A 21,880-nucleotide genomic window follows, 5' to 3' on the forward strand; every position below is an offset into this window, starting at 1 on the left:
TTTATTGTATGAAAAATTTTGAGTCATTATTAGCAACTATTTTGCAACAATCCTTATTAATACTAAAAAAATTCATACAGGCATGATGAATGGACAAAACAGTGTCTTGGAACTCGTCATCATCTTCCAAATATGAAATTTTTAGGCCTAATTCTTGACAATCTTTAGCTGATAAATGTCTGCCATGACTTTTCGTATTTTCATGAGAGCCTAATTCTAATCTTATTTTATTAATTTTTTCCTCATCCGACCCATCAAACATAGCATATCTTAAAGATTTATCTAAAATTTCATCAGACCATTTTCTTGCATTTTCACAAAGAATAATAAATGCAGGAGGATATTTTGAAATATTAGTCTGCCAAAAGGGAATGGTTTCTGGCTTTTCAGAAATTTCATTTTTAGCCCTATAAAACTCTTTAATAACTATCTCAGCAGGAATGCCATTAAATTGAGGATCAATAGGGCCCAAACTAGATTGTTTACCCATAATTATTTCTTTTGATGAGCATGCAATCATAGTCCCTCCAGACATGGCAATTTGAGGTATAATAACTCTAATATCTCCATTAAAAACCTCATACAAATAATCTATTATAGATTCTGTAGCCCCTACATCTCCTCCGGGAGCATGTAATATTAAATCAAGGCCATTATTCTTATCTAATCCCTTAATTAAATTCATAAAAGCATTTTTATCTAAATCATTGATTCCAAAATCCTTAAAACTATCTTGAAAGTTTAACCAACCAGAATAATAAACAATTACATTACGATTGGAAATTTTAAATAATTTGTTAATATATTTTGAAATAATTATTTGAGGCTCAAGTTCATTCTTTAGTTCAAAAAAACTAGGTATAAGTCACCTATACTTTCAAAGGTATCCAATGCATTAGGTCATACTTTGGAAAAAAATCGAACTCCTCATCTCCTTTATCTTTTTTTGGACGATAATAAGGGATTCCAAGATCTCTATATAATCTCTTTACATAAGATTCGTTCATTTTTATCACCTCATTAAATTCTACAGCCATATTACTAAGATTTTTTTAAATGGGATTGAAAAAACAATATCTGAAATCAAACCAAGGAGAAATATTAGTTAAATTATACAGTTTCTTAATATATTTAGAAATAATTGTTTGAGGCTTTATCTCGTCTCTAATTTCTTTTAAATCAGGCATAATCATCAAACATCTATAGGTTTTAAAGATAAATTTTTTGACCTTTTAAAAAAATCATACTCATTTTCTCTATTGTAACCCTTATGAATTTTATGAGGTAATTGGAAATCCTTATATGACTTCCTTATATCGGATTCATTCAAATTATCACCTCTTAAAAAGAAAAAATTCTACAGTCAATTTACAAAATATGTATGGCTAAAAATTTAAATTAGCCCATGTAATTCTCAATTTTTTCGTTAATTGAAAATATTTTCTTTTCTAATTTCTTAAAAGTCTGCTATAGAATCTAATCTAAGAATTTTAAAGACAAATGTTTAGAACCTTTAAAAAAATCGTATTGTTCTTCCCTCTTTTCAAAATAAATTTTTCTTTTAGGAACAAAAGGGTATCTAAAAACTTCTAGATTTTTAGATTCTTTCATTATCTCACCTCTTTAATAAAATTCATCTATCGAATATAAAATCTATTTTTAATTTACTTTTAAATAATATATTTATTTAATTATTGAATATCCTATTATATAAAGTTTGTTGAAAAAAATAAGTAGTTTACAATGGTAAACTATACATTAAAGGAAGTAGAATGTTTTAAAAGATAAAAATGGTTTACAATGGTAAACTATGCATGAACTAATAAATAAAGTTTTTGAAATTAATAAAAATATAAAAAGAGATTAATCATTTTATTTGTTGATGACTTATTTAAACTAAAGCAATCAAGCCCCAAAATAGCAATAAATTATTTAAGCTATCAAAAAAAGAGAATATTAAGGATTTAATTAACTTGATTATTATAAGCCTTAGGGCATTCTAATATATTTAATCTCATAATTTTCAAAATAGAGGGACCTTTATGTTTAAGATAAGAAAATTATCCAATAAAATTATAGTTTTGCTTATATGCGGGCTATTGATCTGTAGCATACAGGCCTGCTCGGCCTCATGCACTGCAGTCTATGTAGGGCCTGATGTCAGTGCAGACGGTTCAACAATCATTGCAAGATGCAACGACCATCAGGGAGTTTGGGGAAACCATATCACAGTGACCCCAAGGGTAGAGAACAAGTCAAGCCGTCTTATGGCTGTATGCGAAGATGGAAGCGTAAAAACAGAGCTTCCGGCAACAACTTACAAATACACAGCCACACCATATATGAACAGCACAAAAGCATGAAAAAGAGCAGTTATACCGCCATTGAATGTGACTCTAGATGCATCAAAGTATAAGAATGTCCCTGCAGTGCCTTAGTAGGGATTGAATATTTAATGCTTAAAGAATAGCTAGCTTAATATAACAAGGAATTTTCCTTGTTTTTATCTTTTTATCTTATAATAATTACTCTTTTAGTAATATATTTGATATTCTTATTTTTTTTTATTTAAACTATTAAGAGCTTTTTAATTATCCTATGACTTTTCAGGAATATTTGTAAAAACATAAGTCAAAATTATAATAAAAACTGTAATTAGACCATAAACAATCAATTCAAAGGTATTTGCATTTAAAAGCAAATGATATACTCCACTAGCCCACATGAAGAACAATAAGATAGGCAATATGTATTTTAGAACAAATACCCATGTCTTTCCTACTTTTACCCTGTCATTTTCATTCAATATAGGAATGACTCCTTCTATGTCATAGAACCATGTGAATATTATGGATTGAATTGCAATTAAAAGAAGGATGCAGAATTCTGTAATGAAGCTGTCTACAATTCCTACAAGATAGCTGCTGATTCCTGTTGTGAATAATAATGAAACTATGCAGCCTACTATTGACCATACAGTTACAGCCTTTTTACGGGACCAGTTCAGCTTATGGACTGTTGAATTTATCATCGGTTCAAATACTGCAACAGCTGAAGTAATTCCAGCGAACAATATTGCTATAAATAGCAATGGAGCGATTATATGACCTATAGCACCCATAATATTGAAAATCATTGGGAAAACAACAAATACAAGTCCTGTGCCTTCGCTTACCAATTCTACAATCGGTGTTCCGGAAGTGTAGGACATATAACCAAGAATGGAAAATATTCCAAAAGCTGTGCAGACTTCAAATGCGCAATTTGCAAAAACCACAATCAATACATTGTCGGTCAATTTAGATCCTTCAGGCAAATAGCTGGCATATGTCAGTGAAATTGACTCTCCCATGCTTAATGAGAAAATAATCTGTGAAAAGGCCGCAAGCCAAATGTTTACATTCAAAAGCATTTGCCAATCAGGATTCAGCAATGCGCTTATGCCTATGCCTGCACCTGGAAGGGTCAATGCAAATACAATTATGAAAGCCATTATGCCAAAAAGCAGAGGGATTAGAATCTTTGAAGCCTTTCCTATTCCCTCATTTAAATCCTTGTGGGAGATGTACCAGACACAAATCCACACTAAGACCATGGAAATGGTTGTTGGAATTATAAAGCTTGCCATATTGGAGAGGTTTGAGCTTCCTCCGACATTCTGCACGAAATAAAGAGCAGAATCAGCTCCCCAGCTGAAATTTATGCTTGAGCCTAAATAGACCAAATCCCAGCTTACTATAACCAGATAATAGATTAGAACAAAATAGATAATTAAAACCAATGCCCATGAAATGTATTCCAATTTAGGATTGATGCTCTTTAAGATATTGGAAAAAGAGTCTTTATGGCGGAATCCAATTCCATATTCCAATACAAGAAATGGAATTCCCATGATTAGAATTGCAACTAAATAAGGTATAAAAAAAGTTCCTCCACCGTTTGAGTAAACAACATAGCTATAACGCCAGATATTGCCTAATCCAACAGCAGCTCCAATCATTGATAATAAAAAAGCAATTCTTGAATTCCATTGATTTTGATTATCCATTTATAAGCACCGATTAATATATTTCTTTTAGAAATAATATAAAATTATTGATTTTTGTTCAACAAATGGAGATAATAAATAAAGATAATGATTAAAAAATTAGAATAATTTAATGATTACTTCACATTTAAAGCTGACAAATAAATATTTAAAAAAAAATAGGAAAATGATGAAAGAATTAAAAAATAAGAGTCTTAAACTCCTTTCTCATGCAAATGCAAGCATCATCGTCCTTAAAAAAGCCAAAATTATCTATCTTTTCATAGCCTAGCTTCTTATATAAGTTGATGGCAGCCATATTTTCACTTCCAGTTTCAATAATTGAGTATTTGAAATTGTTTTCCATAGCCAACTTCTCCAAGGCCTTGACAAGCTTATAAGCTATTTTTTTATTTCTATATCTCTTCTTTACATAGACTCGTCTGATTTCAACTGACTGCTCATCAAATATACGATAGCTGGCACAGGCTATAGGATTTCCCCAATTTAATACAAGCAATACAACATGAGGATCTTCTAAGGTGTTGTAATCGAGATACTTTAGAGAGTCTTCTCCAATATTAGAGTAATATTCATTGTTCAATTCATTAGAAAGCTCTATGAATCTTTCGTCTTTTTCGTTGGTTAATATTGTTTCCATAGTTTCACCTAAAATCTCAAAATCTCTAAAAATCTTTATTCCTTTAGCTCTGTAGTGTTTCCCACCTTAGCAAGCTCATTTTCCCATATTCCTGGATTATTGTTTACAAAGTCTTCAAAGAGCTCTTTGCATTTATCATCGTTTAAGACAATTATTTCAACACCATTATCTTTTAATAGCTTTTCTGCTCCCATAAGGGTTTGATTATCTCCGATAACGACTCTTGGGATATTGTATAGAATCACTGCACCTGAGCACATTGGACAAGGAGATAATGTTGTGTATAAGGTGCATTTTTGGTAGTCTTCGTGATTTAATCGCCCTGCATTTTCGATAGCATCCATTTCAGCATGTAGGATGGATGAATCCTTTTGAATAAGTCTGTTATGGCCTCTAGAGATTATTTGGTTTTCCTTTACAAGGACTGCTCCTATAGGCAATCCTCCCTCTTTTGATGAGATTTCGGCCTCTTTGATGGCCTCTTCCATAAATTTTTGATGCATATGATTCCTCTTTGCTTTTTGATATTATATTTAAAATAGGAAGGATAATAATTTTACTAAAAAAGAAAAGATAAAATCGAAATTCTTAAGAGAAATAGTGAAAGAAAGAGAAATAAATTAAAACAATAAAAAAGAGCAAATTTGAATTTAAAAGAGTAATATAAGTTGAAAAAGAGTTAAATTAAAGTTTAAAAAGAATTGAAGTTAAAAAAGAGTTAAATTAAAGTTTAAAAAGAATTGAAGTTAAAAAAGCTAAAGAGCTTCTTTAACCATGGTTTCTAATATTTCAATCAATATGTCATCATCACAGATTGGTTCTGGATATAAGATTTCTCCATCGAACTCCATCTTTTCATCCCCATGGGCATGATGATGGTGATGATGTCCGTGAGAGTGTCCGTGATCATGGTCATGTCCGTGGTCGTGACTGTGGTCATGGTCGTGATCATGATGGTGATGGTGATGATGTCCGCTACCATCATCCTCAATAAGGCCTAATATTGTCGGAATGTCCCTTGTTGTATGAACGCCCGGAGCAATGAATACAGGGACTACAATTAATCTGTCAACTTCATTTTCGCTTACAAGCTTGTTAATTGTAGTTGGAATGTTAGGATCTACAAGTTCCATGAATGCAAAGTCACATACATAATCGGTTTGTTCTTCAAACTGTTGGAATACGCATGAAATGAACTCTTTATTGTAGTTTAATCTGCTTCCATGGGATACAAGTAAGACTGCTGTCTTTGCATCATCATCTAGCTTGGAATCTTCAAGAGCTGTGTCTATTCTGTTGTTTATGATTTCAATAAGTCTTGGATTAGGGCCTATTGCATCGATAAGTTTTAATTCTCCATCGAAATCAACCTCTTCAAGGCCATAGAGATAGTGGCCTTCTGGGTAATTGCCGTCAGGCTGTCTTGGGTCGGTTTCCTTAGGCTCAAGGCCTAATATTATAGGAATGTCGATGTTTGTATGAATTCCAGGGGCTAAAAATACGGGAGTTGCTATGATTCTTTTTAGACCTGGGTTTCTTTCCTTTAAGATATTTATTGCCTCAGGGAGGCTTGGCTTAGCCACTTTCATATAGCCTACTTCAGCGTCAAATTCAGTCTGTTCCTTAAATTTAGCGCATATGTCCTTAAAAACTTCTTCTGCATAAGGGAGACTACTTCCATGACTTAATAATAAAACAGCAGTATCTTCACTCATAATAATCACATAATAGTTAATGTGTTACAACTTGGTTAAAGTTAATAATATCTTGACTTAAGGGCTAATTTTCAATTTACCGATTGGTTATTTAAATAAATATTATTTGTCTAAAGCATAAATTTTTACAATCAGAAAACTTAATAAAATTAAATTTAAGTCAATAAAATATAAAATTTTTTGTTAAATTTCTTTTATACTATTAATTATAGCTTTATTATTAATAAACTTTGTTAATAATTAGTTAAATTAAATTAAAAGTATTAAAATTAAAGTAAAAATTTTAAAATTAGTAATAACTTTTTTTAAAAAAGTATTAAAATAAATGCAAAAAAAAATAAAATAGCTAAAAGCTATTTTAAAATTATTTTACGATTATAAATAAAATCTATAATTATTTTACGATTTTAAACTTGAATCCATATGAGATAACGCCATCAGGGCCATCTTCACGAATCTTTCTAAAGACCATCTCTACAGGGTCGCCAATTTGAATATCATCAACATCAGCGTCAACAATCTGTGCAGTGACCTTTGCGCCCTCTTCAAGCTCAATGATAGCTACAGCATAAGGAGCTATCTTTTTAAAGTCAGAAGTAGGTGTTCTAATCACGGAATAGGTGTGAATTTTTCCTTTTCCGGAAAATTGTATATCTTCTATATTTCCTTTTCTTCTGCATTCAGGACAGATAACTCTTTGCGGGAAGAAAACTTGACCGCAGGTAGTACATTTAGATCCAATAAGATTGTATCTTTGTTGGATATGACGCCATGTTCTTACAGTATCAGACATTAAATTCCTCCTTATTGAAATTTAAGTAATTATATAATAAACTTAAAAATTTTAATTTTATTTATGTTAATTTTTCTTTATTTAGTTAACTTTTTTGCCTATTTTATAGCAAATAATCTATAACATTAATTTATTTATTTTTCATCTATAATAAACTATAAGGTTTTTAATGGTTTTGGAGTTTTATTTATTTAGCAATTTTAAATCAATTTTACACTCTCAAACAACTTTCACACTTTCACATCAATTTCACAGGATGACAACAAAATTGTTTCAACTTCACAACAATTTTACGAAGCCACGACAATTTTACAAGATAACAACAAAATTGTTTTTATTTCATAACAATTTTACGAAGCCACGACAATTTTACGGGATAACAACAATTTTACGAAGTCAAATCAACTTTTTAAGTCACAATTGTTATTTTTATCCAAAAATACATAGTTTTAAATAGTATTTCCTTGAGAAAGATTTTTTAATGACAATTAAAAAATATTTCAAAACAAGAAAAGGAACTAAAAAATCAGTCCAAGAAAGAGATTATGATAGTGATTACTCAAATAAAGGGCTCCATAAAGAATCAAGAATTAAAAACTTGCTTAATGACAATAAAGGAAACTATTCAATCGTCATTAGTGCAATTCTACTAATATCCTTTTTGATTCTCTCTATTATTGTGCTGAACACAGTTTTAGAGGAAAGGGAAGAACATACAGACACAATAGCTTCAAACCAATACCAATACATCATAGAAGATTATAAGCGAAATTTACCTAATATTGAGCGTGAGGCATTGGAAGAGCTGAGCTTATATGTCATTGAGAATAAAAGACCCTGCTTTAACTCTCGTGATGACTTAAAGGAGATAATAGATGAAAAACTGGCTCAAAAGAATCAGGAATATTATCAAAACTATAATATTGAAATAAACTCCTCAATCATAGGGATTGAAAACACTAGCGATCCATTTTCCTATAAGTTTAAAACATATATTTCAAGTGTAAAGGGAGACTTTTCCTATGAGGAGATAGATGAATCGTATGTGAACTGCTATAATCTAAAAGATCCAGTACCTGTTCTCTTTTGCGGTGATGATTCAAGCTTTAGAATAGAGGACTATAGTCTTTTAGGTGACTCTGATTTTGGAACTCATGACTCCAATTTTGAAAATGATGATTCCTCTTCCAATCAAAAGGTATTTTATGGCCATTCTTTGGCTAAATTCCTCAGAAGGCATCATGTTGAAAACTATTCATTCTATGAGAATGCAAGCTCTCCATTTATAATAAAAAGATGCCCTTACGACCCTTATAAGCATCATGGAGATGACAATGGAAGAATCATGAAAAACTGCAGAGACAATGGATACTATCACGAAAGCGCAGATGGAGCTTGCTACTTATGCAGGCTAGAAGGAAAGTCAGGATGTGACCATTATGGCTTTGAAACATTTATAAATCCTCAAAAGACCAATGAAACCGGAGGTGTCAGTGCCTGCGGCTCTGACCATGTAATATTCAGTGATGACATCTATCCAGGGGTTGAGGTTATTTATAATAGTGAAAATGGATTGAATGAAATATTATATCTTGACCCTCATGGACATAAGGTGAAGTATGGAATGAGTGAGTATTAAAATACGGCCGTGAATTAAATAATAAAAATATGGCCTATAGAGAGTGATTGAAATGATAAAACTAGTTAATGAGCTAAAAATAGACCAAAAAGGCTTAATGTACTCCTCAGAATTGATTCTGTCCCTCATATTGATTATATTCATCATAGGAATCATGGCCAATATAACAGACAGCGTCAATGAAAAGGTCCTTAGCCAAGAGGAGCTTTCCTCCCTAGAGGCCATAAGCATAGAAAGTGTAGATTATCTATTGAACAATCCTGGAAGTCCAATGAATTGGGAGGAAGATGAAGGATTGAATAATGGAATTGTATCAAGACGAATCATACCAGGACTTGCCATAAATAAAAAATCTGTGGAAAATGGCTTTTTTTATGAAGAAAGCAGTAGTGATGAAGAGATAATACCTAACTCCATATCATATATCAAGCTCTTAAAGCTTCAATCTAACTATGATGACTTGATCAATCGGAATCTATTTAATTCGACTCTTAAAAGTTCAATAACTATTTATCCCCACTCTGATATTGATATAATAGCTATGGGAGATGATTTAGAATCATCTAGTGATGTTGTGGCTATAAATAGAACAGTTAGATGTGACTATCTTAGCAATTTTGTGATATATAGGTTCAATGACTTTGAGCTTTATGGTGAGAATTATAAAAAAACCGAACTCTGCAATCATGACAGCAATGTTAATCTATCTAATCATAGCAATGATCGAAGGTATTTTTGGCTTTGCAAGAACTTTAGAATCTATAGAAGTTCTCTAAATAACTATAATTATTACTTGATTTCTGATTCGTCAATAAGGCATGCAAATAGTTATTATATACTGGAAAGCCTTAACAGAACAAGGGATGATATGGAAAGATTAAATGATGAGGTGATTGAATTAAATCCGTTCTTTGCTGAAGATATGGTAAATAGCTCTAATGAGATTTATTCAATTCATTTTAAGGTTCCACATGATGATATTGATGATTTTAAAACGGTTATGGTAGCTATCCATAAGAATATGACTGATGAGATTGTATCCAATAATCAGTTGAGATATGATTATTTTAATAGCGGGGAGGTGGATTTTGTTTTAAAAACGGCTTATAGATAGAAAATGAAAGTTAAAAAAAGAAAGAAAAATTTAATTTTGATAAAACTTTTAATGGAAAAATATATGTATACATGTATACAAATATACAAGTATTAAAGTATATGAGTTGATTTAAATGAGCACTACAATCAGAATTAACAAAGACGTGAAAGAATTATTAAAATTAAAAAGTGTTGAAACAGGTGTAAGTCAGATAGATTTAGCAAATAGATACATTCTATATGGAATCAAATACGATGATACCCCTAGTAAACCTATAAAATCAATCGAAGAAATAGAAAAACTATTAAATTACGATGAAATAAGAGAATCTGTCGAAGAAATAGATCTTAAAGATTACGAATACGAAATACCTCAAGGAATTTCATTAGTTAAAGAAGGAGAAGAAAATAAACCAATCAATACTGAAGAAGAAATTAAAAAGATATTAAAATATGATAAACCAGAAGGAGACGATGTTTCAAGAAGCATCGCCGGAATAATAAAGACAGAAGAAGTCACAGATGCGGTAAAACTAAAGAAAGAAAGATTAAAAGAGAGGTATAAATGATTTTTTTAGATACTACCTATATAATTGCATTAATAAATGAAAATGATAAATATCATAAGAAAGCTTTAAAATTGATGGAAGATGTGGATTATGAAAAGAAGATGACAAACAGTGTTGTTTTCGTTGAATCATTAAATATGTTGGATAAAAGAAGCACACAAAAGGATATAGATAACATTGTTAATAAATTATATCAATTAGACAAAATACATTGTGTAAATTCTGCAAATATCAAAAACTCACTAAATATATTTAAATTTTACAATGGTTCTATAAATTTTGCAGATTGCACTATAATTGATAGTATGATCACATATCGGATAAATGAAATAATATCTTTTGATTCTGATTTTGATAAGGTGAAAGGGATAAAAAGAATTTATATTTAAAAAATAAAAAAAGAGTTTTACATAAGTAAAACTCATTCATGTTTTAAATAGTCCTCAACTATTCATTGCTCTTTAAGGATTCGACCATATTAACCTTCTTAATCTTTCTTGAAAAGAGCAGATTAACAAGTATGGAAAGTCCGAATGTCATTATAAGGCTGATTATAAAGTTCAACGGATAGATATTTATTGGGAAATAATAGTCAGCTCCTGTTGAGCCCATCATGGCCTCCATTAGAATATATGCACCTGGAATTGCCAATATGAACCCAATTGTTGAAAACCATAGGTTTTGAGTGAGTAAAAGTCGTCTCAAGCTCTTTGTATTAAATCCAAGAACCTTAAGAGTTGCAATTTCCCTTTGAATCTCTGTAAATGAGAGAAGGCCAAGATTATATAAAACCACAACAGCCAAAATGACAGCAAATATTATAAGAACATAAACCATAAGATTCATGGCTTCAGTCATGTCTTCCCAGCCCTTTACAATATCTTCCCTTGTAGAGACACTGGTGACTCCTGTATAGTTCTTAATGTCCTTATCCTCTGTTAAAACCACATTAGTTGAATAATTATAGTCATCTCCGCCATACTTTTCATAGGTCTTTTCAGACATGATTATTCCCTGTCCGAAAGGAGTTGAATAGGTCTGAGTTATCTCTGAATCAATCCATTTAGGATTTCCAACAAGATGCCACCTTACCTTATCCCCCACTTTAAGTCCTAATACTTCAGCAAGCCTGTCTGAAATGGCAACGCCATCTGGATCTATCTCTATATAGTTTCTATTGATGTCGGTTGGTCTAAAGAGTTCTGAATCATTATAGACCGTCATCGAAGCGGTATGCTTATTTCCCCTATACTTGACCTCAATGGCCTGCTCCATCATCTCTTCGCCGTTTGTGTCCTTAACTACGGTTGATAATTGAGCATCTGTAATGTTTTCATCAAGATATAATTTTGAGTTGTAATTATAAATCTGGTTGTATTGCCAGTCCTGAACGTCATTCATAGAGTCATACATTCCAAATGCAGACATTATAAGAAGAGCACAGGCAAATACGCCAAAGATGCTCATTATTGCCCTTACCTTATTTCTTTTTGCGTCCCTATAGTTCCATCTTCCATTGAATCCCATCTTTTTCCATATCTTTGTTCTCTCCATTATTCCAGAGCTTACTGCCTTTGGAACCTTAGGCTTGATTGAGTCAGCCGGATTTTCATCATTGATTGTCTTGACAGATATGAATGTTACAAGAACGGAAATGATTACCATAAGAGCTGCCACAAGGAAAAAACTGAGATTCCATGCAGGACCCCAATATGGAAGTGAATACATTGCTGACATGCTTGGATAGAAGAGATATGGAAGGGTGAGAGGACCTATTATAAGGCCTAAAAGAGAGCCTGCAAAGGATAGGAAGAATCCATATGAGAGATAATGGAGAATGATTGTAGTATTGTCATATCCCATAGCCTTCAGTGTTCCAATCTGTGTTCTCTGTGAAGAAATCACCCTGCTCATTGTGGTTAAAAGGGTTAAAAGGGCCACCATAACAAAGATAATTGGGAAAATTCCTGAAAACATATTATGCTGGTCTATCTCATCCTGCAATGTGCTTACCCCTACATTGTCTTCCCTTGGAACGAATTGGGCATAGGTGTATTGGCCTAAAAGCTCTGATACCTCACTGCTGAACTCCTTAGCGTCAAGTTCCTTCTTGCCGTCTATTGTAATTCTATTGTACTCTATGTCAAAATCAGCTCCCTTACTTGGCATGAATGCATAGCCCACTTGGCTGAAGTCAGGTATCATGCTTCCTTCCTGGATGTAGTAGACATATTCTGGAGAGTATATAATTCCTCGGATGGTCTTAGACACTGTCTTTCCATCAAATTTAAGGGATATCTTATCTCCAATATCTAGGTCTCTTGCATCTGCAAAGCGCTTGTCAATCCATATTCCTTCCTTGTCGTTAGGATTAAAGTCTTTTCCCTTAAACAGATGGAATTTGGATATCTCTTGCTTTCCTTCCAGTATATGGAGAGTTATGTCTGGGTCCGAAGAGTAGTTGGCTACCGTATCAACTACCATCTCCCTATGGGCATTCTTGACCTCTTCCATGTTCTTTATATCTTTTAGAGTATCCTTATCAAAGTTCTCGCCATATATCCAACCATCTGCAAGATTTGTGTCTTCATAGTAGTGTGTTGACACATCTGTGATTCCAACCACTTCTCCATTTATTCCTGTAAAGGCGAATACGCCTAAAAAGGCCATAAGGAAGATGGATACAAATTGAATCTTATGGTCAGATAAGTCTCTAAGCATCTTTTTAACTAGCATTTTCATATTATCACAAAAATTAAAAAATAAAAATTAAATGTTCATAAATATATAAAAACTAATAATTATTCCTTCTTTTTAAATCTTAAACAGAATAAAAACTAAGTTAATTATTTAATGGACAGTTACCACTCAATTTCATTAATATCTAATGGATTTTCATTGATTTTAACTTCCTCTATCTGTCCATTCTTGATTCTGATAAGCTTATCAGCTGCATCTGCCAATTTGGCATTGTGAGTCACTATCACAACTGTCGTATTCTTCTCGTGACACATTGTCTGGAGCAAGGAAAGAATCAGTACTCCAGTATTAGAGTCTAATGCACCTGTAGGCTCGTCACATAATAGCATAGCCGGTTGTTTTGCAATGGCTCTAGCTATTGAGACCCTTTGCTGCTCTCCACCAGAGAGTTGAGCAGGGAATTGGTTTGCATGGTCTAAGAGACCTACAGAATCCAATATCTTATTTCCATCTACCTTTAGATTGGTTATATCACTCATAAGCTCAATGTTTTCCTTTGCTGTTAGATTAGGAATCAGGTTATAGAATTGGAATATGAATCCAACTTCCTTTGCCCTGTATTTTGTTAATTGATTATCATCATAATCTGCTATGTTTTCCCCATTTACGATTATTTTTCCGCTAGTTGCGGTATCCAATCCTCCTAAAAGGTTTAAAAATGTGGATTTTCCTGCACCTGATGGTCCTAAAATAACAACAAATTCTCCTTTTTCAATCTTTAGGCTTAAATTGTCTAATGCCTTTAATATGTGATCTCCACTTTGATATTCTCTTGAAACATTTTGAAATTCTATCATTGTTGTCATAGGATTGCTCCTTTAAAATAATAAATATGAATATTGTAAAATTTATAAAATTCTTAAGAATTTTCTTATGAATTTTTTGATTGATTCTTAACATTATATAGTTATGTAGTTCATAGTATAAATATTTAGGTATACCTAAAAGTAATTTAAAAAATAAAAATATCTATCTAAAAAGAAATAATTTAAAAATTAACTCTAAAAATGAATAAATAAAATACCTATCCAAAATTGAATAAAAGAGTAAAATTAGGGATTAAAATGTTTAAAAAACATAATTCAATAGACCTAAAGACACAACAATTAAAATTAATGTTGATATAGAGTCTGTTAGGCTAGTGGATAAAGGTATAACAATATTATCAGGGTCCAATCCTCTTCTATAAGAAATTGTAGAGATGTAGAACACTACAAGCAACATTAGAAGAATCAAAATCATACCTGCCAAGAAGCTTATTGACATTGATTCAAGTATTCCTACACCAATATTGCCAAATGCGATTGTTGATGACTCAGCCAAAAATCCTATAACCGGATACATTACAACTGAAAGGGTCAATATAGCTACAAAATTCTCTACTGTATGCTTCTTAGGTCTGAGCACTGGGTCAATAAGACCTGAGTGAAGGCCAGATGATAGCCTTGCTCCTAATATGCTTACCAATCCTCCGCTTTCACCTGAGAAGAGTGGAACAAGAGTGAGTAAAGTCTGATTCTTAAGCAAGGTTGTAAGAGAATCATTCAATATTCCACCTGCAAATGTTCCAAGGAGTGAGCAAATGAATAGTACAGGAGTGGATTGCCTTACAATATGCCTTACATCGCTTTTTGCTGTGTATCCTGCAATCAATGCTGCTATTGTAACAAATATTACCGCTACAAAGACAATCATCTTGACTATAGGGATTATGGAAATGAATCCCACTATGATTACGCTTAATATGATTGCTGGAAGGGTGAAAAAGTCTCCAACAGCTGCAATGAATGGAGTTGTAATATTGTCTGGGTCCCAGCCTCCTTCAAAGCTCTTAAGTGAGATAAACATTGTAATAGGCAGCATAATGATAGTTGAAATAAGCCCTGCAATAAATGAAATAAGAACAAAGTCATAAATGCTTATGCTTTTAAATCCAAAGGCTATGCAGACTCCTTTAGCGATTACAGCAAGCAATATGGATAGTACCATAGTCAAAATAAGGGATGCTGTAATGTTTTCGCTAAGTATCTCTGATCTTTTAAATTCAGGAGACAAAGTACCAATGTGAAGGTGTGTGCTAAGCCTTGAGCCAAAAGAGCCAAAGATGTTTCCCCTCATTCCTATTGCACCTGGAATGATTACCATAAGGCCGGGATAGGTCTTTAGGAAGAATTCCATATTTCCTAAAATGATACCTGCACATAAATCCCCTACAGCACAGATAGAAAGAGCAATCAGGCTTTCCTTTAATACTGCATCAGTATCTTCTAAAAATAGCTTTATATAGACATAAATACGATTAGGAAGGGTAAATATGTATTTAATTCCATTAAATAAAAACAGTATTAGATTGACGACAAGAGCGATGGAGGATTCCCCGAATTGACGTATCATCTTCATTAGACTTTTCAATTTCGGCACCTCCTATACTCATTCCTGTCACCTCATAAAATTTACATATTAATAAGTTGCAATAATTTAAACACTTATTTTTCAAAAATATTTAAATTCATTTTTTTTCTTGATAAATATTAATTAATTTCTTCAATAAAGTTATCCATACTTCATTTGATTAAAGATTAAAATAATCTAATTATCATCAATAAAGTCTTCCATATTGACTAAATCTTCTAAATCCATTTCTCCTTCTGCTAATTTTTCAATAATCTCTGTACCAGCTTCAGAACCTTTAGCTATCAATACATCTCCTGCAATGATAACTGTGTTTTTATCAGGTCCGTAAATCCAAGAATCTCCACGTCTGATGGAAATGATTCTCATACCAGTACGGTTTAATAATAATAAGTCACCTAATGAATTGTTTACAAGAACTGAACTTTCATCAACATTCAAACGGATAATGGTCTTTTCACTTTCTTCCATAACCATTTTAAATACTGGGTGAGGTTCGAATCCTTTCAATGTCAAGTCGGCTAAGTCTTTAGCTGCATTTCCGATGGATTCTGCAGCTTCTGCAATCTCAAGCAAGGTTGTTAGCTTTTCTGCATCCTCAAGAGATCTTGCAGCAACAAGAGATTGTTTTTTAATCTCATAATTCATGCTGTTTAACTTGTTTTCCAAGGTGATTACCTCTTCAGCAGCTGCTCTGTTGTTAAACAATACAGCTGAATAAGCTAAATCGACCATTAATTCCGACATATCTTTCATTTCAATTAAAATATCTTTTACGCTAGGCATTTTAAACACTCTTTAATATGTAATTTTATAATTTTATAAATATGAATAATAATTTATTATTGCCTTAAAACATTTAAAATAAATGTTAATTAAAGTTAAACCTATTTTAAGGTCTTTAAAAGACTCTTACGTCTTAATTTAAGTAGCTCAATATGTTTATCCTTCAAATCATCAATTTCCTTTAAGATATCATCCAAGCCTTCTCTAATAGCTACACAAGGCTCTTCCAGATGTATCCAATCACAGTGCTGACAGCTCCAAACATCCCTGTCCTTAATCCATTCTCCTCCTGTAACTCCATCTGCACAGGGATAGAATGGACAATAGCAAAAGTCACAAGCTTCCAGATTCACATGGCATGGAAGGAAATCGCAATCATAATCAAGGCCTCTTGGAACCTCTCCATTCAAATACCTTTCAAAGAACTCAATAGACCATGAGATAAGTTTAGTCTCTACAATATAATCAGAGGAAGTAACCATTGATTCCTCTAAAATATAGGATAACTTATTTCCAATGAAAAAGATTGAATTTTCATCAATATCTTCATCATAAATATTTTTAAACTCATCTATAGAGTAATAGCCATCACTATAGACTATTGCAGTCAATAATTCATCATTGTATTCGTTTATGATTGATTTAATTAAATTATAAGCCTCTCTTCCATCTTCTCTTTTATCGTCGATAGGATTTTTGATTGCCAAGACTAAATTGGCATCTAAAATGTGTTTTACCTTGTCTTCTATTTCAGATAAAGATGTAATTGGGTTTGATAGGTCTATAAGAGCAAAATCACCTAAAGGAGCACCAACTATAGATGCTGATTGGCTTATTGAAGAAACCCCAGGATATATTTTATATTTTACATCGCTATACTTGGACTTAATTTGAAGGAAGCGATTGGATAGGCCTAGGATATTTGGGTCATCTGAGACTATTAAAGCAACTTGCTTGGATTCCAATGATTTAGAGATGGCTAGTTCAATTAAGAAGTTTTCTTGAAGTATTCTTTCTAATAATGGGTTTGATTTTAGATCATCTTCTAAATCGATGTCAGATGAGTCATCTGAATCAATATCGGATTCTAAATCATCTGAACCCACATTAGATTCTAAGTCATCTGAAATAATATTAGATTCTAAATCATCTGAAATAATATTAGATTCTAAGTCATCTGAAATAATATTAGATTCTAAGTCATCTGAATTAATTTCAGAATCTAAATCCTCATCAGAATCAATATTTTCAGCTACATCATCATTTAAATCAAGATCATCTTCTAAATCTATGTCATTAATCAAATCAATAGCTGAAATAATCTCTTTGTCTTTAATTTCAGAATCAAAGAAACTTAAATCAATATCATTGTAATTAATAATAACATCTGCTTCTTTAATAGCCTTAAAAGCATTTAAAGTTATATTTCCTTTATCATTCCCAATACCAATAAGATGAATCATCATACCACCCTTGGATATGAAATAATTGATTAGATTACTCTATGAGTATTAATTTTACATTAAACCTAATTTTTTAAATAAATTGCTCAATGTGAATTTTTAATTATTCAATTAGCGAAAATAAGGATTAATTAATTATTTTCTTTCTTATTTATTATTTTTATTTTACTATATTCGCTAATTAAATAAATGAAAATATAGGACTTAATAGATTAATCACTACATCTCCACTTCCAGAACCAGAAGAAGAACCAGAACCTGAAGAAGCACCGCTATCATAACTGGAACCTCCACTATAGGAACCAGATGAAGAAGATGCTCCGCTGTCATAGCTTGAACTGCCACTGGATGAATCTGAAGAGATATAAGCATTATCATTTGAACTGGAAGAGTCAGATGAATAGCTATAGCTTTGAGAAGCGCCGCTAGGTCCTGAATCATAACCGGAATAGCTTACGTTCTTAGCGTCATTTGAGTCATATACCTTTAATATGGATTCAATATTGATAGTGTCCAAATCCGCTTCATAGCCATTTATGGTATGCTTAATTTGAACTGAAGCTACAATCTTATAATCAGGCTGTCCGCTAATAACGATTGAACCGGAATTTCCTTTAGGAGTGGAATAACCGAATGCAGTTACAGTTGCATTGAATGGCTCTTCATCAGTATCTGCACTTGTAGTGATTGTCATATTTTCCACATTGACTCCATCCACCTCTGCCACTTCAGCCAGTTCTGTGGCCAGATCATATTTATTTGTAACGTTAATGTTATCTGGATCCTTAATAAGCAATCCGCCTACATTTTCAGGGCTGAAGAATGAACTAACAGTGTTTACCTGCATATCCCATAATTCCTGAGGGTTTGGAACTTCAGCATTTACTATGGTATATGAGCTGAACAGTCCTATTTCAAAAAATACAACAAAAAGCAATAATATAAGTATAATTCTTGATATTTTCATTTTAAATCACTTTTTGAATTCATTTTAATTCTAATTGTTTAGGGATTAACCAAATCAAAAATTTTTTAAATCAGTAAATCTCTTATAATATTAAAGTTTTATTAATTATATAATTTATAATTATCGAAAAATCATACTATAAAATAGAAATATAGATTATTTTATAAACAACAAAGTAGATAATAAATATAGATAAACATTAGAGCTGAATAATTTTTTATGATAGAATTTTTAATTAAAAAAACAAAAGATTGGTATTTATGACAGCTGAAACACTTCTTAAATTTGCAAGAAAAGGAATAATATTAACACCAGGGGCGTATGATTTAATTCTAGGCTCAGATAATCCTTTAGATTTAAGTTCATCAATTATTTTAAAATTAAAAAGCGGAAAGTATTCTAATGAAGATCTGGTTCCGGTAGATGAGAAGCAGATAAAAGAAATGATGAAAGCGCTTGGAATAAGTGTTAAAGAGAACAAGGGATTAGATCATGGCTCTTTAGATGACTTTGGTAGTAGAACTAGTGGAGAAGGTCTTGAAAGAAAGATTGAAACAAGACCTGAAAAAACTGTGGAAAAAGCAGTAGAGCCACAACAAGCAGTGGAAACTAGAGAACAAAAACCACAACAAACCTTCAAACCAACACAAGAAAAAACTGTGGAGAAACCTATAGAAAAACCACAACAAACATTCGAACCAAACCAACAAAGAACCGTGGAGAAACCTATAGAAAAACCACAACAAACATTCGAAACACCTGCAAAACAAACCCGTGCAGAAAAACCAATAAAACCACAAATAAAACCAATTAGTGCAGAAAAACCAACAGAAGCACCACAAAGGCAAGAAACTAAAGAAATAGAAAAAACCATAGAAAAACCTAAATCTGATAAGCCTAAAGTAAATGCAGGCTATCCTAGTGATCATATTGTAAAAATAGACAATGTAGAAGTGTCTGAAGAGACTAAAAAGAAATACAGAAGAAACTTAACAGAATCTAAAGTCAATTTTGACGGTTTCAAGGTCCTAAAGGACACAAGCAACAAGTCATACACAAGCGGTGAGATAGGAAACCTTATCGAATATTTCCAAAACAGGTATAAGAAATTATCTGACATATTATCTAAAAGGCCAGAACTACGTACATGGCAGAAAATCAATGAAATCACCGAGACTCAGACTGATTTAAATCTTATTGTAATGATTACAGACATAAAAAGCACTAAAAACGGCCATTACTTCATAGAAGTGGAGGACGATACCGGCTCTATGCCTATCCTTGTAAGCAAGGATAACGACCAGCTGATACGAGCTGCCAAGAATCTTATGAAAGATGAGGTCATTGGTATTGTCGCTCAAAAAAGGCCGGGAAATGAGCTTGCAATCTGTCAAAACATCATAGATCCGGGAGTTCCAAGAATAGCTAAAAAGGAAGTGAACTTTGGAACAGTATTTACCTCAGACATTCACATTGGAAGCTCAACCTTCCTTGAAGACGCCTTTACAAGATTCATCAAATGGATTAATGGCGATTTCGGAAGCGAAGAGCAGATGGAAATGGCTAATAACGTTAAATACATGATTATTGGTGGAGATATCGTAGACGGAATTGGTGTCTATCCAAATCAGGATAAGGAATTGGCAATAAAAGACATTACAGCCCAATATGATGAGGCTGCACGTCTTGTAGGCGACATAAGAAGCGATGTAAAGATCATCATTACTCCTGGAAACCACGACGCTTCAAGAGTGGCTGAGCCACAGCCTGCTGTACCTGAAAAGTATGCTAAATCATTATATGAATTGAATAATGTGGAATTCCTCTCCAATCCAAGTATGGTAAGTCTAGATGGGCTTGAAGTGCTCATTTACCACGGAAGGGGAATAGATGATATGGTTATGGGTTCAAATGACTTTTCACACGAGCGAAATGACCTTGTAATGAAAGAATTCTTAAATAAAAGACATTTGGCTCCTTTATATGGTGAGAGAACCCCACTTGCTTCAGAGCTTGAAGATCACCTTGTAATCGATAGGGTCCCAGATGTACTGCACACAGGGCATGTTCACATAAATACCTATACAAACTATAAGGGAATTCATTGCATTAATTCAGGAACTTTCCAGACTCAAACAGAGTTCCAGAAGATTTATAACATTGTTCCAACCCCTGCAGAGGTTCCTATCATTGATGTTGGGGGCAATTATAAGCAATTGAAGTTTATAGACTAAACTAGAATTAAATAAAGGTTTAACAGCCATTAGTAGCTTATGGCATTTATTATTTATTTTATTTTTATACTTATTTTAGGATGATACAAATGGAAAAGGAAATAGTAAAATCAGTTGTAGAGATGTCAGCTTATGTATTTGAAAGAGGCCTTGTATCAGGGAAAGCTGGCAATGTAAGCGCAAGATTCAAGACAGACCATGGTGACATAGTCGCCATAACTCCAACACTTAAATCCCTTGCTGATTTGGAAGATAAGGACATAATTCTTGTTGATTCAGAGGGCAATAATCTAACTAAAGGCAAGCCATCCTCTGAACTTGGAATGCATCTGGCAATCTATCGTGAAAAGCCAGATGTCTATGGAATCGTACACACCCATTCACCTTATGCAACAGGATTCGCCTTTTCCAATAAAAGAATAAAGCGTTTGGAAGGATTCGGACAAATAAAATCAGAATACATTAAAGATATAGACTACTATAAGCCTGGAAGTGAAGAACTTGCTAAAAATGCTGCTGAAGCATTGAAGGAAGAGGATGTTATTGTCCTAAGGAATCATGGAGTCATCGCCACTGGATCTACTGTTAAAGAGGCTGCCACACTTGTTGAATTCGTTGAAGAAAGTGCTAAAACCCAATTTGTGACACTAGTCTTGAATTCCTTAGATGAAAAATAGCTTAATTTAAATTAAATAATTTATCTTAATAAGTATTTTTTCAATATCCATCTAAAATTATATAAACATTGAAGTTTAATAT

The 21,880-nt window shown here is 32.5% G+C and carries 22 protein-coding genes; 7 read left to right on the forward strand and 15 right to left on the reverse strand.

Annotated features, from left to right (window positions below; translation table 11 throughout):
• Position 1 precedes the first annotated feature (1 nt).
• From MRU_RS11020 to MRU_RS12230, 4 genes are all read right to left on the reverse strand, one after another.
• Positions 2-685, reverse strand: a complete 684-nt coding sequence (locus MRU_RS11020) for an SDH family Clp fold serine proteinase (protein WP_012956992.1) — start codon at positions 683-685, stop codon at positions 2-4.
• Positions 686-869: 184 nt separating this feature from the next.
• Entirely contained in the window at positions 870-1,007 is a 138-nt protein-coding gene (locus MRU_RS11980) for a hypothetical protein (RefSeq protein ID WP_171776178.1), read from the reverse strand.
• 185 nt (positions 1,008-1,192) lie between these two features.
• Positions 1,193-1,330, reverse strand: coding sequence for a hypothetical protein (locus MRU_RS11985; protein WP_171776179.1), 138 nt, complete (start codon positions 1,328-1,330; stop codon positions 1,193-1,195).
• 146 nt (positions 1,331-1,476) lie between these two features.
• The gene (locus MRU_RS12230) at positions 1,477-1,611 is read right to left on the reverse strand and encodes a hypothetical protein (RefSeq protein ID WP_265101237.1); all 135 of its coding nucleotides are present in this window, start codon (positions 1,609-1,611) and stop codon (positions 1,477-1,479) included.
• A 431-nt stretch (positions 1,612-2,042) separates the two neighbouring features.
• Here MRU_RS12230 and MRU_RS11025 point away from each other — a divergent pair, with 431 nt between their 5' ends.
• A complete protein-coding gene (locus tag MRU_RS11025) occupies positions 2,043-2,363 on the forward strand; it encodes a C69 family dipeptidase (RefSeq protein ID WP_012956994.1) in 321 nt (106 codons plus the stop codon).
• 233 nt (positions 2,364-2,596) lie between these two features.
• Here MRU_RS11025 and MRU_RS11030 read toward each other — a convergent pair whose 3' ends face one another.
• The 5 genes from MRU_RS11030 to MRU_RS11050 all read right to left on the reverse strand — a co-directional run bounded on the left by MRU_RS11030 (position 2,597) and on the right by MRU_RS11050 (position 7,196).
• Positions 2,597-4,048, reverse strand: coding sequence for a sodium-dependent transporter (locus tag MRU_RS11030; RefSeq protein ID WP_012956995.1), 1,452 nt, complete (start codon positions 4,046-4,048; stop codon positions 2,597-2,599).
• Positions 4,049-4,226: 178 nt separating this feature from the next.
• Positions 4,227-4,688, reverse strand: coding sequence for a GNAT family N-acetyltransferase (locus tag MRU_RS11035; RefSeq protein ID WP_012956996.1), 462 nt, complete (start codon positions 4,686-4,688; stop codon positions 4,227-4,229).
• Between the two features lie 35 nt (positions 4,689-4,723).
• Positions 4,724-5,191 (reverse strand): nucleoside deaminase, encoded by a 468-nt coding sequence (locus tag MRU_RS11040; protein ID WP_012956997.1) that lies wholly within the window; start codon positions 5,189-5,191, stop codon positions 4,724-4,726.
• 252 nt (positions 5,192-5,443) lie between these two features.
• Complete coding sequence (gene cfbA, locus MRU_RS11045; RefSeq protein ID WP_048812548.1) at positions 5,444-6,403, reverse strand: sirohydrochlorin nickelochelatase; 960 nt, start codon at positions 6,401-6,403, stop codon at positions 5,444-5,446.
• 394 nt (positions 6,404-6,797) lie between these two features.
• Positions 6,798-7,196 carry a Zn-ribbon domain-containing OB-fold protein gene (locus MRU_RS11050; protein ID WP_012956999.1) on the reverse strand — a complete coding sequence of 133 codons (399 nt, stop codon included), beginning with the start codon at positions 7,194-7,196 and terminating at the stop codon, positions 6,798-6,800.
• 481 nt (positions 7,197-7,677) lie between these two features.
• Here MRU_RS11050 and MRU_RS11055 point away from each other — a divergent pair, with 481 nt between their 5' ends.
• The 4 genes from MRU_RS11055 to MRU_RS11070 all read left to right on the forward strand — a co-directional run bounded on the left by MRU_RS11055 (position 7,678) and on the right by MRU_RS11070 (position 10,888).
• On the forward strand, positions 7,678-8,835 hold the full coding sequence (locus MRU_RS11055; protein WP_012957000.1) for a hypothetical protein: 1,158 nt from the start codon (positions 7,678-7,680) through the stop codon (positions 8,833-8,835).
• Positions 8,836-8,887: 52 nt separating this feature from the next.
• Positions 8,888-9,949, forward strand: coding sequence for a hypothetical protein (locus tag MRU_RS11060; protein WP_048812549.1), 1,062 nt, complete (start codon positions 8,888-8,890; stop codon positions 9,947-9,949).
• A 115-nt stretch (positions 9,950-10,064) separates the two neighbouring features.
• Positions 10,065-10,499: a hypothetical protein gene (locus MRU_RS11065; RefSeq protein ID WP_012957002.1), complete on the forward strand. Its 435-nt coding sequence runs from the start codon at positions 10,065-10,067 to the stop codon at positions 10,497-10,499.
• A complete protein-coding gene (locus MRU_RS11070; protein ID WP_012957003.1) occupies positions 10,496-10,888 on the forward strand; it encodes a type II toxin-antitoxin system VapC family toxin in 393 nt (130 codons plus the stop codon). Before MRU_RS11065 ends, MRU_RS11070 begins: the two co-directional genes overlap by 4 nt.
• A gap of 58 nt (positions 10,889-10,946) precedes the next feature.
• On the opposite strand, the gene MRU_RS11075 is transcribed toward MRU_RS11070, so the two are convergent.
• The 6 genes from MRU_RS11075 to MRU_RS12110 all read right to left on the reverse strand — a co-directional run bounded on the left by MRU_RS11075 (position 10,947) and on the right by MRU_RS12110 (position 18,887).
• Positions 10,947-13,241, reverse strand: coding sequence for an ABC transporter permease (locus tag MRU_RS11075; RefSeq protein WP_143714341.1), 2,295 nt, complete (start codon positions 13,239-13,241; stop codon positions 10,947-10,949).
• A gap of 119 nt (positions 13,242-13,360) precedes the next feature.
• Positions 13,361-14,065 carry an ABC transporter ATP-binding protein gene (locus tag MRU_RS11080; protein ID WP_012957005.1) on the reverse strand — a complete coding sequence of 235 codons (705 nt, stop codon included), beginning with the start codon at positions 14,063-14,065 and terminating at the stop codon, positions 13,361-13,363.
• A 262-nt stretch (positions 14,066-14,327) separates the two neighbouring features.
• Positions 14,328-15,659 (reverse strand): magnesium transporter, encoded by a 1,332-nt coding sequence (locus MRU_RS11085; protein ID WP_012957006.1) that lies wholly within the window; start codon positions 15,657-15,659, stop codon positions 14,328-14,330.
• Positions 15,660-15,848: 189 nt separating this feature from the next.
• On the reverse strand, positions 15,849-16,457 hold the full coding sequence (locus MRU_RS11090; RefSeq protein ID WP_012957007.1) for a potassium channel family protein: 609 nt from the start codon (positions 16,455-16,457) through the stop codon (positions 15,849-15,851).
• A gap of 101 nt (positions 16,458-16,558) precedes the next feature.
• Positions 16,559-17,920, reverse strand: coding sequence for a cysteine-rich small domain-containing protein (locus MRU_RS11095; protein ID WP_048812550.1), 1,362 nt, complete (start codon positions 17,918-17,920; stop codon positions 16,559-16,561).
• Positions 17,921-18,101: 181 nt separating this feature from the next.
• On the reverse strand, positions 18,102-18,887 hold the full coding sequence (locus MRU_RS12110) for a hypothetical protein (protein WP_012957009.1): 786 nt from the start codon (positions 18,885-18,887) through the stop codon (positions 18,102-18,104).
• 260 nt (positions 18,888-19,147) lie between these two features.
• Here MRU_RS12110 and MRU_RS11105 point away from each other — a divergent pair, with 260 nt between their 5' ends.
• The gene (locus MRU_RS11105) at positions 19,148-21,121 is read left to right on the forward strand and encodes a DNA-directed DNA polymerase II small subunit (protein WP_012957010.1); all 1,974 of its coding nucleotides are present in this window, start codon (positions 19,148-19,150) and stop codon (positions 21,119-21,121) included.
• An 89-nt stretch (positions 21,122-21,210) separates the two neighbouring features.
• A complete protein-coding gene (locus MRU_RS11110) occupies positions 21,211-21,798 on the forward strand; it encodes a class II aldolase/adducin family protein (protein ID WP_012957011.1) in 588 nt (195 codons plus the stop codon).
• Positions 21,799-21,880: the final 82 nt, after the last annotated feature.

This window comes from Methanobrevibacter ruminantium M1 (assembly GCF_000024185.1).
GTDB classification, from domain to species: Archaea; Methanobacteriota; Methanobacteria; order Methanobacteriales; family Methanobacteriaceae; genus Methanobrevibacter; species Methanobrevibacter ruminantium.